Origin of the sequence: Kitasatospora sp. NPDC048365 (genome assembly GCF_043200835.1) — a bacterium.
GTDB lineage: Bacteria > Actinomycetota > Actinomycetes > Streptomycetales > Streptomycetaceae > Kitasatospora > Kitasatospora terrestris.
On sequence record NZ_JBICYJ010000008.1, the window covers coordinates 120,794 to 133,652 of the forward strand.

The following is a 12,859-nucleotide window of genomic DNA, read 5'->3' on the forward strand; positions in this document are numbered from 1 at the left end:
GACCGGAAGGGCCGCGGACAGGACCGGTCCGTCAGCGGCCGATGACGCCCGTCACCGCGCCCGAGTCGGTGCCCCAGACCTCCTCGTCCTCGGAGAGCCAGGTGGTGCGCTGCCGGTCCTTCTCACCCTGGCCGGCCATCCCGGCACCGGCCCCGGCGCCCATCGGCGGCATCATCGGGCCGGTCATGCCGCCGGTGGTGCTGATGCCCCGGCCCGTCAGCTGGGCCTCCTGGGCCGCGGCCTCGGCCGTCGCCTCGGCCGTCGGCTTGACGCCCAGGGTCGAGGCCAACTGGCCGCCGACGCCGAGGCTCGCCGGGCCGGAGGCCACGCCGCCGACGGTCCTCGGGCCGGAGGACGCGCCGCCGGACCACCCGCCGAACAGGTCAGCCCCGGCTCGGCCCGAGCCTCCCGAGCCGAAGGAGACGCCGCTCCCACCGATCGAAGGGTTCCAACCGCCCCCGCCGATGCCCGAGGCGAGGGCGTGCTCCTGGTCAGTGAGCAGTTGCTCGAACCGGGAGACCGGTCGCCCGTTCGCGTCCCGGACGGTGCCGTCCTCGGCGATGGTCCGGTCCTTGCCGAGCACCACCGGGTTGCCGTTGGAGTCCTTCACCAGCGTGCCGTCGGGGGCGGTGACCGTCCCGTCGTCGTTCCGCTTCGAGCCCGGGGGCACCTTGAAGGGCGTGTCCGAGCCTGTGCCGCCGGTGGAGCCGGTCCCGCCGGTGGAGCCGCCCGTGCCGGGCTGACCCACGACGGTGCCCGGCGGCACGGTCCAGGGCTTGCCGTCCTTGTCGAGGAGCGGCTTGCCGTCCTTGTCGACCAGTTGACCCTTGTCGTTGACGTGGGTGCCGGCCGGGACCATCTGCGGCTTGCCGTCCTTGTCGAGGAGCGGCTTGCCGTCCTTGTCGAGGAGCGGGACCTTGCCGGAGGTGTTGCCCCCGCCGATCCCCCCGATCCCGCCGATCCCACCCTTCCCGCCGCCGGTGCCGCCGCCGGTGCCACCGGTCCCGCCGATCCCCGGGGGCCCCTTGACGTCGGTCTTCGACCCGTCGCCCTTGTCGTCCTTGCCGTCCGGGGTCTTGACCTTGTCCTTGGGCAGGTTGAGGTCGACCTTCGGGATCGGCATCAGGAGGTTGGCCGCCGCGTCGTAGGCGTCGGTCAGTTTCCGCCCGGCGGTGGTCGCGGCCGAGTCGAGGACCGTGACGACCCATTGGGTCCACTTCTCCTTCGCCTTGGCGTCCAGCTTGGCGACGAAGGCGTCCAGGCCCGCACTGTCGGCCGCGCCGTTCTTGCTGGACACCAGCGAGATCCCCGCGCCCGAGACCGTGGCGGAGCACGAGCCGGTCATGCTGGTGAGGACGGCACTGAGGTCCTTGACCAGCTCGGTGAACGCGTAGTGCACGCACGCGTACGGATTGGAATAGCTGCTCGTCAGTCCGTCGGTGCCGGTGTATTTCCAGTGCTCACCCTTGGCGTTGTCCCCGCTCTGGGTCACCAGTGCGTTCTTGTCGCCCGTCCAGACCTTGAAGCCGCTGTTGTACATGTACGTCAACTCGTCCCGCAGGGCGTCCCCGGCCTTGTGCAGCGTGTTGGCGAGGGGATTGTCCGGGTACTTGTCCTTGGAGCCGGGCGCGGGTTGCGTCCTCGTGGCGGCCTTGGGCGGGCTCTGGTACGCGCTCTTGTCGTGGCTGAGCCCGTAGTGCATTTGGATGAACTCGTTCTCCAGGCCGAAGAGGACCTCCCTGAACCGGCCGGCCGCAGAGCCCTGGAACTCGCTGTCCGGCTCGCCCAGGTCGGTGTACCACTTGTTCACCACCACCCGCTCGTCCGCGAAGAAATTGTCGGCGGTGTAGATGGCCGCGGCGGCGTCCCACAGCGTCGAGGGGGCCGTGGAGTCGTTGCCGGAGCAGCTTCCCGAGATCGACGGGCCGAGGATCTTGTCCGGACTGGAGTTGAACAGTCCCCACGGGGTCGGCGCGGTGTCGCCCGGATTGCCGTCCCAGAAAGGCCAGTTGCAGGTGACACCCAGGATCGTGCTGTAGGCGACGCCACTGGTCACGTAGACCCACTCGGCCCACATGTCGTACCCGGCGTCGCCCTTCTTGTATCCGTCGTTCTTCTTGCGCTTCTCGTTTTCGGACTTCTCGTCCGTGATCAGGTAGTGGGCCTGTATCCAGGGGCTTCCGGTCACGTTCGCCCGCTTCGGAACACCGTCGGCCTGGTCCGACCCGGCGAACGCTTTCAGCAGATCGTCCCAGATGTAGTTCGTCTGGTCGGCCATGGTCTTCCTCCGGGAGGAGCGGAACGGGTTCTCGGTCGGCGGTGCGGCGCGGGGGGGGGGGGGGGGGGGGGGGGGGGGGCGGGGGGGGGGGGGGGGGGGGGGGGGGGGGGGGGGGGGGGGGGGGGCCGGCGGCCCCCCCCCCGCGGCGGCGGGGGTCTCCTGGGGTCAGGAGGGCGGCGTGCTCGTCGGGGTGACGCCGGTGAGCACGTCGTGGAAGACGTCCAGCACCTGGGTCTCCGAGAGGGCGTCGTCATTGCTCTCGTGCAGCGTCCGGCCGGCACTCAGCAGGTCGTCGGCGATGGTCTGGACCGTCGTGAAGACGGCTCCGATGCCGTCCTTCACGCTCCCCGCGTAGGTGCTGTAGTTCACCTTCAGCGACTTGGCGGCCGTGAACAGGTCCTGGCCCGCCTTCAGCGCCTCCGGCGCCTTGGTCCAGTTCGTCTTCTCGCCCTGCACCTCACCCTCGAGTGCCTGCAGGTCCGCGACGCGGCCGTTCAGGTAGGAGAGCGTGATCTTGATGTTGTCGCCGCTCATGCGCGGACCCCCCTCAGTGGTGGGCGATCTTCTTACCGGCCTCGTGATCGCCGTTGATCATGGTCTCGTGCATCCGCTCGAGCGTGGTCGCCGCCGAGTCGATGTCCTCCTTCATCTGCACGTCGTTCGCGGCCACGGCTGCGGAGAACTCGTGGAACGCGCCGGCCGCGACACCCTGGAAGTGCCCGTTGTCGATCACGCTCGTCAACCTCTGCATGAGCTCCTTGAGGTTGGTCTCCATCAGGGAACCTGCCGCGCGCAGTTCCCTCGCGGCCTGCTCGACCGTCTCGTGGTGGAGGTGGATGGTGCCGAAGTCCATGGGATGTATCCGATCCTTGTGTGTCCGTGAGGTGGCGTCAGTCGCCCTGCAGGCCGTAGTAGATGCCGTCGGCGGCGTGGGCGCGCGCGTCCTCCTCGGCCTGGTTGAGGATCGCGTTGGCACCCTGGGTGGACTGCACGAAGCGCTCGAAGGCGCCGATGACCTGCTGGTAGCAGGTCATCCAGTCGACCAGCTTCTCCTGGTACGCGGTACTGGCGCTGGAGATGTAGCCCCCGGCGACCTCCTCCTTGATCCGCTCGACGGTGCGACCGGCGGTCACCATGTTCTCGATCTGGTGTTCCAGGTCGGCGAGGACCTGGCGGATCGCCTCGTCCTCCTTGGTCAACGTGCCCGGGTCAACCATGCTGTGCTCCCTTCCCTGCACCCACCGGACGGAGGGCCCGGCGGGAATTCCTGTTCGACACAACGGCCCTGCGGCACACGCCGGTTCAGCCGCACGGAAGAACGGCCCGCGGCGAGGCCGTGGCGGCCGGCGTGGCGCCCGTGCCGTCGCCGAGGGCGGCCGGGTCGAGGACGGGCCCGGACGGCAGCAGCCCGAGCACCGTCGCGGGCACGCCGACCGGGGTGGCACCGCCGTAGCCGAGCAGCTTCGCCACCGCCGGGGACGGCAGCGGATAGCGCACCCCGGTCTCGGTGACCAGGTACTCCGTGCTGCCCGCCCCCGTACCGGACAGCGCCCGGACCAGGGCCCCGCGGCCCGGACGGACGGCGATCAGGTCCGCGGTCGCGCAGGCGCCCGCCGGGGTACCCGCCGGAACGGCCGGGGCGCGGCCCGCCTCGGCCCGTTCGGCGGGGAGCACGGTGACGCTGGTCGTCGGGGATCCGCTCCCGGCGTGCACATCGGCACAGACACCCTCCCCCCGCTGGGGAGCCACCAGGGCGGGCGGCCGGTCCGGGAGGCCCGCGCCCGGCGGGGCGCCGGGCGCGGTGTGCCCGGCGAGGTCCATCGCGCCGATCGGCGCGGCGGTCGGCGCGACGCCGCCGTAGGCGTCCTTCTGCGTCCGCAGGTCGCCGAGCACCAGCCCGTACAGGGTCTGGGTGAGCGGCACGAGACCACCCCGGGTGAGCAGGTAGTGCGCGCCGCCGGGCCCGTCGAAGAGCTGGCCGACCCGGGTCGGCCTCCCGCCCAGCGCGGGCCCCGCCTCGCCCCGTCCCGGGACGGGCGGCGCGGCGAGGTCCGGCCCGGCGGGCAGCGCGTCCAACAGGCCGGGCTTGACCGGCAGCGGGGTCGAGCCCCCGTAGCCGAGCGCCTGCAGCGCCTGGTTCCCGGTGTCGACCCGCAGGTGCTGGCCCTGCCAGAGCAGGTGCACGGAGCCGTCCGGCACGGACACCAGCAGCCCCTGGTCCCTGGTCAGGACCCGCCCCTCGGTGGACGGGTCCACCACGAGGCCCAGCCGGGGCACCGGCGTGCCGGACGGGCCCGGCCGGGCGGTGCCGCAGACCAGCCAGACGCCCCCCGCCAGGTCGGCCGGCTGCGGCAGGCCGTCGGGGGCACCGACGATGCCGATCGGCGCGCCGCGCGGGGCGTCCGCGAGCGAGCTCCGGCCGACCTGACGCACCGTCATCCGGTCGCCGGCCACCAGCCGGGCGCTGGCATCGTTCAGCACCGGGTGCAGCTGTCCGCCGACGTAGAGGTAGCGGGCACCCGTCTCCTCGACCACCACGAGGGTGCCGGGGGTGGCCCAACCGTCGTTGCCCCCCGGGCTGATCACGCCGTACACGGCGACGCCCAGTCCGACCAGCACCGCCAGTGCCAGCCCCGTCATGGTGCCCCGCACGGTCCGCCCGTTGGGGGTGTCCGGTGCGTCGGGTTCCGCGCGCAGCATGCCCGCGGCCATCCTGCTGACCACGAACATGTGCGCCTGCACCTGGTCACGACGGGACTGCATCCGGTATCCCTCCCGGCCCACGGGGCGCGTTCTCGGCTTCACCGGACGCGCGTCCTGCACGTCCTCTCCCGAGTCACGGGCCGTGGGCGCCGCACGGTTCACCGGGCCCGCCCGGGTCGGTGCGGGCGGGCCCGGTGAACCCCGGGGCGGCCGGGGGCCGTAGAACCCGGCGATGAGTGCCTTCCGTTCCGGCTCCGCCACCGGCGACGCCCCGCAGCCCGACCCGCCCCGCCGACGGTTCGGCCGTCGACGCCGGGCGGCCGCCGCGCTGCCCGGCGGAACCGGCCCGGCGTCGGAGGTCGTGCGGCCGGAACCCGCCGGGCCGGCGCACCGGTCCGAGCTGCGGGAGCTGGGGTCGCACGTCGTGATCGCCCCGGCCGCGGCCAACTTCGACGACCTGTGGGCGGCGGTCGGGGTCCTGCGGCCGATCCCGGGCAGCCTGGTGGTGGTGGCCGCCGCCGCCGACGCCGCGCCCGTGCTGCGCGACCGGATGGGCGAGCTCGGCGACCTCGCCCGGGCCCGCGGCGCGACCGTCCTGGTGCTGGCCGCGTCCGGCCTGGCCGCGCTCGCCCCGAACGGCCGCCGCCCCGCCGAGGTGGTCGCCGCCCGGGCCGGGGTTCCGGTGATCGCCCCCGACGGCCTGGTGGAGATCACCCCCGACGGCGACCTCGACGTACTCGCCCCGGACGGCGCGTCAGGACCCGCCTCCTGGTGGTACTGCGCCCCCGACGCCACCCCCCGCCGCGCCCGCCGGGCGGCCCGCGTGCCCACCGCCGTCCCCGCGCTCCGGTCCGCCGCCCCGCCGACCGTCCGGGTGCGCACGCTGCCCGCCGGGTACTGGCTCACGCACGTCGCGGCCCCCGCCCCCGGCCCGCTGCCCGGACTCGCGATGGCCGCCGGTCCGCCCGGCAGCACCGTCCTGGTGGTCGGTACGCCCGCCGCGCCCGTCCTGCTGCCCGAGGACTTCGTCGCCGCCGTCACCGCGCTGCCCGTCCTCCCCGACCGGCTGGTGGTCAGTGCCCCGTGGGCGGCCCCCGACGAACTCACCGCGCTCACCGCCGCGCTCACCACCCGGCTGGACCGGCCCGTGCACGCCTCGATCGGGGTGCCCATGGCCGGGAAGACCGGCCCCACCTCGCGCATCCTGGACGCCCAGGGACACCCGCGCTGGGAACCCTTCCTGCGGCAGCTCTCCGCCGTACCCGGCGACGCCGTCGCCCCCGTCGCCTGGCACAACGGCGGCGCCGACTGGCGCACCGAACGGCCCGCCGTCTTCAGCGCGTTCCCGCACTGGGCGCTGGAGGCCGTCCCGGCCGGCCTCTGGCTGCGCCCCGAACCGCCGCACGTCCTGACCCCCCGGTTCCGCCGGCCCGAGGCGACCCGTCCGCTGCTGATCGTCGGCGAACGCGACCGCCCGGTCGCCCCGGACGTGTTCGAGGAACTCGGCTGCCTCCTCGACCGGCTCCCCGCCACCGGGGTGCACGGCTTCGGCCTGCTCGTCCACGGCCTGCTCGAACCGGCCGCCGTCCCCGTCGCCCGGTTCGTCGCCCGCACCCACGACCTCGACTGGCTCGGCCCCGAACAGCCCGTCGGCACCGCGCCCCACCCCGCGCCCGTCCGCTACGGCGCCGTCGCCCCGCCGCCACCGCCCGTCCGGCACCACCAGCGACCCGTACCCCCGCCGGCCACGGCCCCGACCGTCCGCACCTCCACCTCCGCGGCGACCGGACCCGAGGCCGTCGCACCGATCGGCCCGCCCACCCGCACCACCGCCACCGGCGGCCCCGACCTCCCCGCCCTCGGCACCGCGTCCGCGCCGCAGGCCGGGGAGCCCACCGCGACCGCCTCCGCCGGCTCCCCGTCACGGCCGGCCGCCGAACCGACCGACACCCCGGCAGAGTCCTCCCCGACCGGAGCACCGGCAGCCGAACGGGCCCGACCGGCCGACACCCCGGCACAGTCCTCCCCGACCGGAACGCCACCGGCATCCACGCCCCCGCGGGCCGACGCTCCGCCCGTCCCCTCGCCCGACACCGTCCCTGCTCCTCTGCCCGACACCGTCCCTGCTCCACCGCCCGACGAGCAGCGCGAGCCCGACGCACGACGCCGGCCCGAACCGGCGTCCGCGCCCCCGCCCGGTGACACCCCGGGCTCTTCCGCGCCAGGCAAGTCGGTACCGCGCCAGGTCCGGGCCGAGGGCCCGTCCGCACCCGCACCCACCGGGGTCAGCACCGCCGAGGACCGGGCCGCCGTCCGGGCGCTGCTCGGCGAGCACTACCGCCGGTGCTCGGGGACGGTGGAACAGCTTTCGACCCGGCTCCCCGGCCTGCGATTCACCGCCGGGGACGACATCACACCGGACCTGGCGGCCGTCCTGCTGCACCACACCGAAGCGGGCGTTCCGGCCGACCGGGACGGACTGGTCGCGGCGGCCCGCTCCGGCGACCCCCGGCTCGCGCCGTTCCTGCGCTGCCTGGGCTCCGGGCTGCGTCGGCTGCCGAGCCACCACGGCGCGGTCCTGCTCACGGCCCCACCCGGGTCGGACCGGGACGACCTGTTGGCGCAGTACCGGGTGGGGCAGCAGCTGACCGAGCCGGCCCCGGTCACCGGACTGACCGCAGCCGCCGCCGAACTGCCGGGTTCCCCGGTGGAGTTCGTGATCTGGTCGGTCACCGGCCGGCGCACCTCCGCGTTCGCCGTCGGCCCGGAGGAGACCCGGGTCACCTTCCCCCCGGCCACCGCGTTCACCGTCCTCGATGTCCTGCCGGCCGCCGACCCGGCGGACGGGCCCGCGCGGGTACTGCTGCGCGAGTACGGCGGCACGGACGCCGATCCGGTCGGGCGCGACCGCGACGCCCTGACCCGCCTGCACTCATGGCTGGACCGCCGCGACCGGCTGACCACGGCCGAACGCCGGACGGTCGAGCACCCCGGCCGCTACCACCTCACGCCGGGCGTGGAGCTCTGCCCCGCACCGGATCCCGGGTAGTCCCGCCCCGGCAGTCGACGGCGACCCCGGGCAGCATCGGCCCCACCCCCGACCTGACGTCACGTCGAACGGACCGCCCGCGGGGCCGCCGGGCCACGGAGCCGGAGCACAACCACGGCACGCCCCGTCGCAGCCGGCGTCGCCCCGGCGACCCGCCGCTCGGCCGACCGCCCCGGCGGGCCCGATCCTCAGACCTCCGAGCGGCCGAGCTCGACGGTGCGCGCCGCCGGCCCCGTGGCCCCGTCCACCGCCGACAGGCGCCCGGCCTCCGGAGGAACAGCGCGCGCCGCCCTCAACCGGCCGGGCTCCGCGGCCTGCTCCGTGGGGCCGTTGTTCGCGGTGCGCCGTGCACCGGGGGCCTCCCACCGCGGCCGACCGCCGGCCGTCCCGGACTCGTCGTCCTCGACGTCCCAGAGCGCGGGCGTCCGGCGCTCCTCCCGCACCGGGGCATCGCGTTCCGCCTCCCGGGACGCGGGCGCACGGCGCGGCGCCCACGACAACTCCTCGGCGGCTGCCGGGCGGCGCGGTGCCGACCCCGCGTCCGCGTCGTACCCGGCCAAGGCGTCGAGGACGGTCTCCTGTTCGGTGGCCTGCCGCGCCGAAGTGACCGGCCGCGCCGGAGTGACCGGCCGCGCCTCCACGCCGCGCATCGGGTGCAGGGCCCGGACCTGCTTCGGGCGGATCGCCCGGACCTCCCCCGGCCCGAGCATCTCCTCCGGCACCGGGGCCAACTCCCAGCCTTCGGGGACCGGGGGCTGTTCGGGCCGCCGGTGCACCGCCCCCGCCGCCGGGGTCTCCTGCCGCTCCGCCCTCGGCGCCCGTTCCTCCCGGTACCCGCCGTCGAGCGCCCCCGACTCCGGCTCCCGCCCCCCGCCGTGAGCAGCACCGCCGCCACCGGGCGTCGAGTCGCTGGAGGTCCGCACCACGGGCCTGGTGGCCGGCGGCGGAGGCGGTGCAACCCGGGTCGGGGTGTCGAGGCGGTGGAGGTGCAGGGTGAGGCCGTAGCTGCGAACGGTGTCGGCCCCGGTGTCCTGCCAGGGCGACGGCTGCCAGCCCGCGCCGGCGGCGAGGTGCTCCGGCGTCAGGTGCCATTCGGCGGCGGCAGGGACGTCCAGGACCGCACCGACCACGCCGGGCAGGATCAAGGTGCCGCGAGGGGTGCGGGCGACCGCGCGCCGCTCCTGCCCGGTGTCGGTACCGAGCACCGTGATCCGCCACGCTCCGCTCATCCGCAACAAGGGCTGTCTCCCCGGGTCCGCGCGGGGCGGACGGTCCGGCCCCGCTACCTGCTCGACGGACCGCCGAACATCCCGGGTTCAGCCCGGAGCGCGGGGCCGCGCCGCCCGGCACGCGCCGGTTCAGCGCGACAGCTCGGCCACCAGCTCCTGGACGCCGTCCTCGCCGAAGCGGTGGACCAGCAACGCCACCCACCGCACCGCGTCGGCCCGCTCCGCGGTCGTCCAGTACGCGGCGGACGGGTGCTCGTCGATCACCAGCGCCTCCGCCAGCGCGCTCAGCGCCGCGGGCACCTCCGCCGGCGACCCGTCGAACCCGCGCAGGGCCAGCCGGCGCGCCGACTCCGCGACCTCGGCACCGGTCGCGGGCGGCACCGGTAGCGTGCCCCCGCCGTCCTCGTCCACCCCGGGTCTTGCCCCGGGCGGCTCCGGGACCTCCTCCGCCGCCAGCCAGGACCCGATCAGTTCGCGCATCGCCTGCTCCCCCGTCATACCCACAGGATGCCAGCACCGCCGCCGGCCATCACCACCATTCCTGTCGACGAGAACGGCCGCACCCCCGCCCGACGTTCACCCGACGGCGAGCCACTCACACGTCCGGCCGACGAGGAGTTCGCACAGGCCGTCCGGAACCACGGGACACCTTTGCGGACTGCTGGTGCGCGAACCGGCCCGCACGGCACCGCCACCTGCCATGATCAACCCGTGAGCGAGGACTCCTGGACGTGGGGGAACCACCCGGATCGGGCAGCAAGCGCCCCGGAAGTCTGGACCGACACCATCCACGCCCTGCCCATCGGGACCCGGATCACCGGCGAGGTCGTCGCCAGGCAGCCCTTCGGAGCATTCCTCGCCATCGACGGCCACCCTGATGCCATCGGGCTCGCCGGGGTCAACCTGAAGCCAAGATGCATGGACCTGCCCGCGGTGGGCGAGCGCGTCTTTGGCGAGGTCTTTTTCCATGCCGAGTACAACCACCAGGTCGGGGTCATACTCACCGAATGGGCCCTGCACGAGGACCTGATACCCGAATTCGCCGGCCACGTCGGGCAGATCGTCACCGGACGTGCCACCGACCTCACGCCGGTCGGCGTCTCCGTCCGCCTCGCCGACTGCGTCTACGGCTTCGTCCCCCTCGCGAAGCTTCCCGCTCCATCTGCCGAGGGGCGCGGGCATACCGTCCGCGAGGGACAGGAAATCCGGGTCAGGATCGTCAGCGTCGACCTGGAACGGAACCGGATCAGCCTGTCGGCAGAGGACGTGAGGTAGGCCGGGGCTCAGGGCCGAAGGCGGCGGGCCTGGGGGTCGAAGCAGACCAGCCCCAGAGATGCGGCCGTCTCCGCCGCACAGGCCGAGGCCTCCTCCGCCATGCTCCACCGCATCGGGAAGTAGATCAGCGGACCCGCGGCCTCACCGATCAGCGGACCCGTCGACCACGGCGAGATGTCGTCCTCGTCCTCGGTGAGATCGGGCCACCGCTCCAGCAGGAGCGCGACGTACTTCACAATGACTGCCGTCGGCGGGTGGTCGATGTCGGTGTCGATGTACTGGTCGTAGAGGCTGCTGAAGAGCTCGCCCGCAGCCTTGTCGTCCGCCGGCCGCTCGCCCTCCCACACCGCAAGGTCGTAAGTCATGCCGGCACGATGACACACGGCACCGACACCCGGGGTGGGTCAACCAGGTGTGACAGGCTCCGCGTGGGTAAGGTCCACCCACCGGCTCACCTCATCGGCTAGGACTACGATCACCTGCGGCGATGGCTGCGCTCCTGCGTCATCGTCCCTCGGATCGCCCGGCGGGGAGTGGAGTCGTCGCAGCGCCTGGGCCGCCACCGATGGGTCGTCGGGCGAACCATGTCACGGCTCTCCGGATGCCGCCGTCTGCACCGCCGTTACGAGCGCAAGGCCGTCCACTTCTCGCCTCTGCCGGCATCGCGGCGACCCTCCTGTGCTACCGCCCGCCTCACGGTCTCACCGAGGTGATCTCCGGCCTGACCCTCGGCAGTGCCCACGGCTCCAGAGCACCGCTGACCAGATCGGCCAGGAACTGCACAGCCCCACCGCTGTAATGCCACCAGCTGCCGCTGCGCGACGCGACGGTGACAGTCCAGCTCGCAGGCCCGGCCGGGCTGGTGCTCCACAGGAAGAAATCCCCCTGGTTGGAGGTGGCCCAGGGAAGCAGACCGCCGGGCGTCGGATAGGCGTACATCGGATCGTCCAGATCGGCGTCCTCGCACCATTCGGCGATGGTCTCCAGCTCTTCGTGGGCGCTGTGCACCCACGCAACCTCTTTGCCCGGCACCGGGCGACTGACGCGCATGAAGCCGCTCAGCTCGAAACTCGGGTAGTGCTCGCACAGCAGCTTGTAATCGGCAGGCAGGGCCGTCCCCAACTCGCCTTCCAACCGGCGCCAGTCGACGCTCTGGGGGGCCGGCCGACGGTGGGACGCAAGGTCGGGCACGGCCCGTTCAAGCTCCACGACAGCCTCATCGGAGCTCGCCAGGCGGCGACGCGGTGCCTGGGTGCCAACGAGATCGTCCACCCGAGCAGACTGCCATAGCAGCACTACGCAGCCCGAATCGATGTTCGACCAAAACCACCGCCTGCATACAGAGAGAGGCTCACCCATGCCCGAGAAGGTCACCACGGACAAGGTGCTCAACTACATCGTGCGCGACGGTCGACTGCTGGTGTTCCGGCACACCGACTGCTCCTACGAGGAAGTCGGCATCCAGGTCCCCGCGGGCAGCATTCGGCCCGGCGAGCCCCCGGAGGCCGCCGCGCTGCGCGAGGCCCGTGAGGAGACCGGCCTGGCCGACTTCAGGATCGTGCGAAAGCTCGGCGAGACCGAGTACGACATCAGCCCGTACCGGTTCGAGGTCCAGCGCCGGCACGTCTTCCACCTGGAGCTCACCGAGCCGACCCCGGAGCGGTGGATGAGCCGGGAGGACCACGACGGCGAGCAGGAGCCCACCCGCTTCGAGTGTTTCTGGATCCCGCTGGAAGCTGCCCACATCCTCCAGTCCGGCCAGGGCGCTCTGCTTGGGCGCCTGTACGACTGACCTCGTCCGGTCACGGTAGCCGACGGCGATCTCAACACCGCCCGCCCATCAGACTTCCGGTCAGACTTACCGTCAGATCGTGCATACTGAAGATCACATCGTTTCTGTCATACGGGGGATCTGGTGACCGAGGCCGAACTGGTGGTCGCGGCGTTGGCGGCAGGGGCTTCGGCCGGGGTCAGGGAGACCGTGAGCCTTGCGGTCCGTGACACCTATGAGGGATTGCGGGACGCGGTGCGCCGGCGCCTGGCCCTCCGGGGCGGGCAGGCCGAGGAGGTGCTCGACACCGTGGAGACCGAACCCGGTGTGTGGGAGGCGCGGTTGACCGCCGAGCTGTCCGCAGCCGGAATCGACCGGGATCCGGCGGTCGTCGAGGCCGCCCGGGAGCTCCTGGCGCGGCTGGACGAGTCGACCTCCGGAAAGTATGCGGTCGACGCACGGGAGGCCAAGGGCGTCCAGGTCGGTGACCACGGTACGCAGACCAACACCTTCAACTGAGCGGTAGTCACGGCGTTGAGCACGGGCTCGGGGGA

The 12,859-nt window shown here is 73.6% G+C and carries 13 protein-coding genes and 1 pseudogene; 5 read left to right on the top strand and 9 right to left on the bottom strand.

Going from position 1 to position 12,859, the window contains the following annotated elements; all coding sequences use genetic code 11:
• Positions 1–31 precede the first annotated feature (31 nt).
• The 5 genes from ACGFX4_RS10675 to eccB all read right to left on the bottom strand — a co-directional run bounded on the left by ACGFX4_RS10675 (position 32) and on the right by eccB (position 5,041).
• Entirely contained in the window at positions 32–2,278 is a 2,247-nt protein-coding gene (locus tag ACGFX4_RS10675) for a hypothetical protein (protein WP_393071746.1), read from the bottom strand.
• A 165-nt stretch (positions 2,279–2,443) separates the two neighbouring features.
• A complete protein-coding gene (locus tag ACGFX4_RS10680) occupies positions 2,444–2,812 on the bottom strand; it encodes a hypothetical protein (RefSeq protein ID WP_393071748.1) in 369 nt (122 codons plus the stop codon).
• Between the two features lie 13 nt (positions 2,813–2,825).
• The gene (locus ACGFX4_RS10685) at positions 2,826–3,131 is read right to left on the bottom strand and encodes a WXG100 family type VII secretion target (protein WP_393071750.1); all 306 of its coding nucleotides are present in this window, start codon (positions 3,129–3,131) and stop codon (positions 2,826–2,828) included.
• Positions 3,132–3,168: 37 nt separating this feature from the next.
• On the bottom strand, positions 3,169–3,495 hold the full coding sequence (locus ACGFX4_RS10690; protein ID WP_393071752.1) for a hypothetical protein: 327 nt from the start codon (positions 3,493–3,495) through the stop codon (positions 3,169–3,171).
• Between the two features lie 85 nt (positions 3,496–3,580).
• Positions 3,581–5,041, bottom strand: a complete 1,461-nt coding sequence (gene eccB / locus ACGFX4_RS10695) for a type VII secretion protein EccB (protein ID WP_393071754.1) — start codon at positions 5,039–5,041, stop codon at positions 3,581–3,583.
• A 172-nt stretch (positions 5,042–5,213) separates the two neighbouring features.
• On the opposite strand from eccB, the gene ACGFX4_RS10700 reads away from it, so the two are divergent.
• A complete protein-coding gene (locus tag ACGFX4_RS10700; protein ID WP_393071756.1) occupies positions 5,214–8,030 on the top strand; it encodes a hypothetical protein in 2,817 nt (938 codons plus the stop codon).
• 188 nt (positions 8,031–8,218) lie between these two features.
• On the opposite strand, the gene ACGFX4_RS10705 is transcribed toward ACGFX4_RS10700, so the two are convergent.
• Positions 8,219–9,259, bottom strand: coding sequence for a hypothetical protein (locus ACGFX4_RS10705; RefSeq protein WP_393071758.1), 1,041 nt, complete (start codon positions 9,257–9,259; stop codon positions 8,219–8,221).
• A gap of 129 nt (positions 9,260–9,388) precedes the next feature.
• Positions 9,389–9,757, bottom strand: a complete 369-nt coding sequence (locus ACGFX4_RS10710; RefSeq protein WP_393071760.1) for a hypothetical protein — start codon at positions 9,755–9,757, stop codon at positions 9,389–9,391.
• A 213-nt stretch (positions 9,758–9,970) separates the two neighbouring features.
• Here ACGFX4_RS10710 and ACGFX4_RS10715 point away from each other — a divergent pair, with 213 nt between their 5' ends.
• The gene (locus ACGFX4_RS10715) at positions 9,971–10,534 is read left to right on the top strand and encodes a S1 RNA-binding domain-containing protein (protein ID WP_393071762.1); all 564 of its coding nucleotides are present in this window, start codon (positions 9,971–9,973) and stop codon (positions 10,532–10,534) included.
• A gap of 8 nt (positions 10,535–10,542) precedes the next feature.
• On the opposite strand, the gene ACGFX4_RS10720 is transcribed toward ACGFX4_RS10715, so the two are convergent.
• On the bottom strand, positions 10,543–10,899 hold the full coding sequence (locus ACGFX4_RS10720; protein WP_393071764.1) for a hypothetical protein: 357 nt from the start codon (positions 10,897–10,899) through the stop codon (positions 10,543–10,545).
• 105 nt (positions 10,900–11,004) lie between these two features.
• On the opposite strand from ACGFX4_RS10720, the pseudogene ACGFX4_RS10725 reads away from it, so the two are divergent.
• A pseudogene (locus tag ACGFX4_RS10725) lies at positions 11,005–11,172 on the top strand (IS5/IS1182 family transposase); the annotation flags it as partial.
• 55 nt (positions 11,173–11,227) lie between these two features.
• On the opposite strand, the gene ACGFX4_RS10730 reads toward ACGFX4_RS10725, so the two are convergent.
• A complete protein-coding gene (locus ACGFX4_RS10730; RefSeq protein ID WP_393071766.1) occupies positions 11,228–11,806 on the bottom strand; it encodes an SMI1/KNR4 family protein in 579 nt (192 codons plus the stop codon).
• Positions 11,807–11,891: 85 nt separating this feature from the next.
• On the opposite strand from ACGFX4_RS10730, the gene ACGFX4_RS10735 reads away from it, so the two are divergent.
• Positions 11,892–12,326, top strand: coding sequence for an NUDIX domain-containing protein (locus ACGFX4_RS10735; protein WP_393071768.1), 435 nt, complete (start codon positions 11,892–11,894; stop codon positions 12,324–12,326).
• Positions 12,327–12,449: 123 nt separating this feature from the next.
• Positions 12,450–12,824, top strand: a complete 375-nt coding sequence (locus ACGFX4_RS10740; protein WP_393071770.1) for a hypothetical protein — start codon at positions 12,450–12,452, stop codon at positions 12,822–12,824.
• Positions 12,825–12,859: the final 35 nt, after the last annotated feature.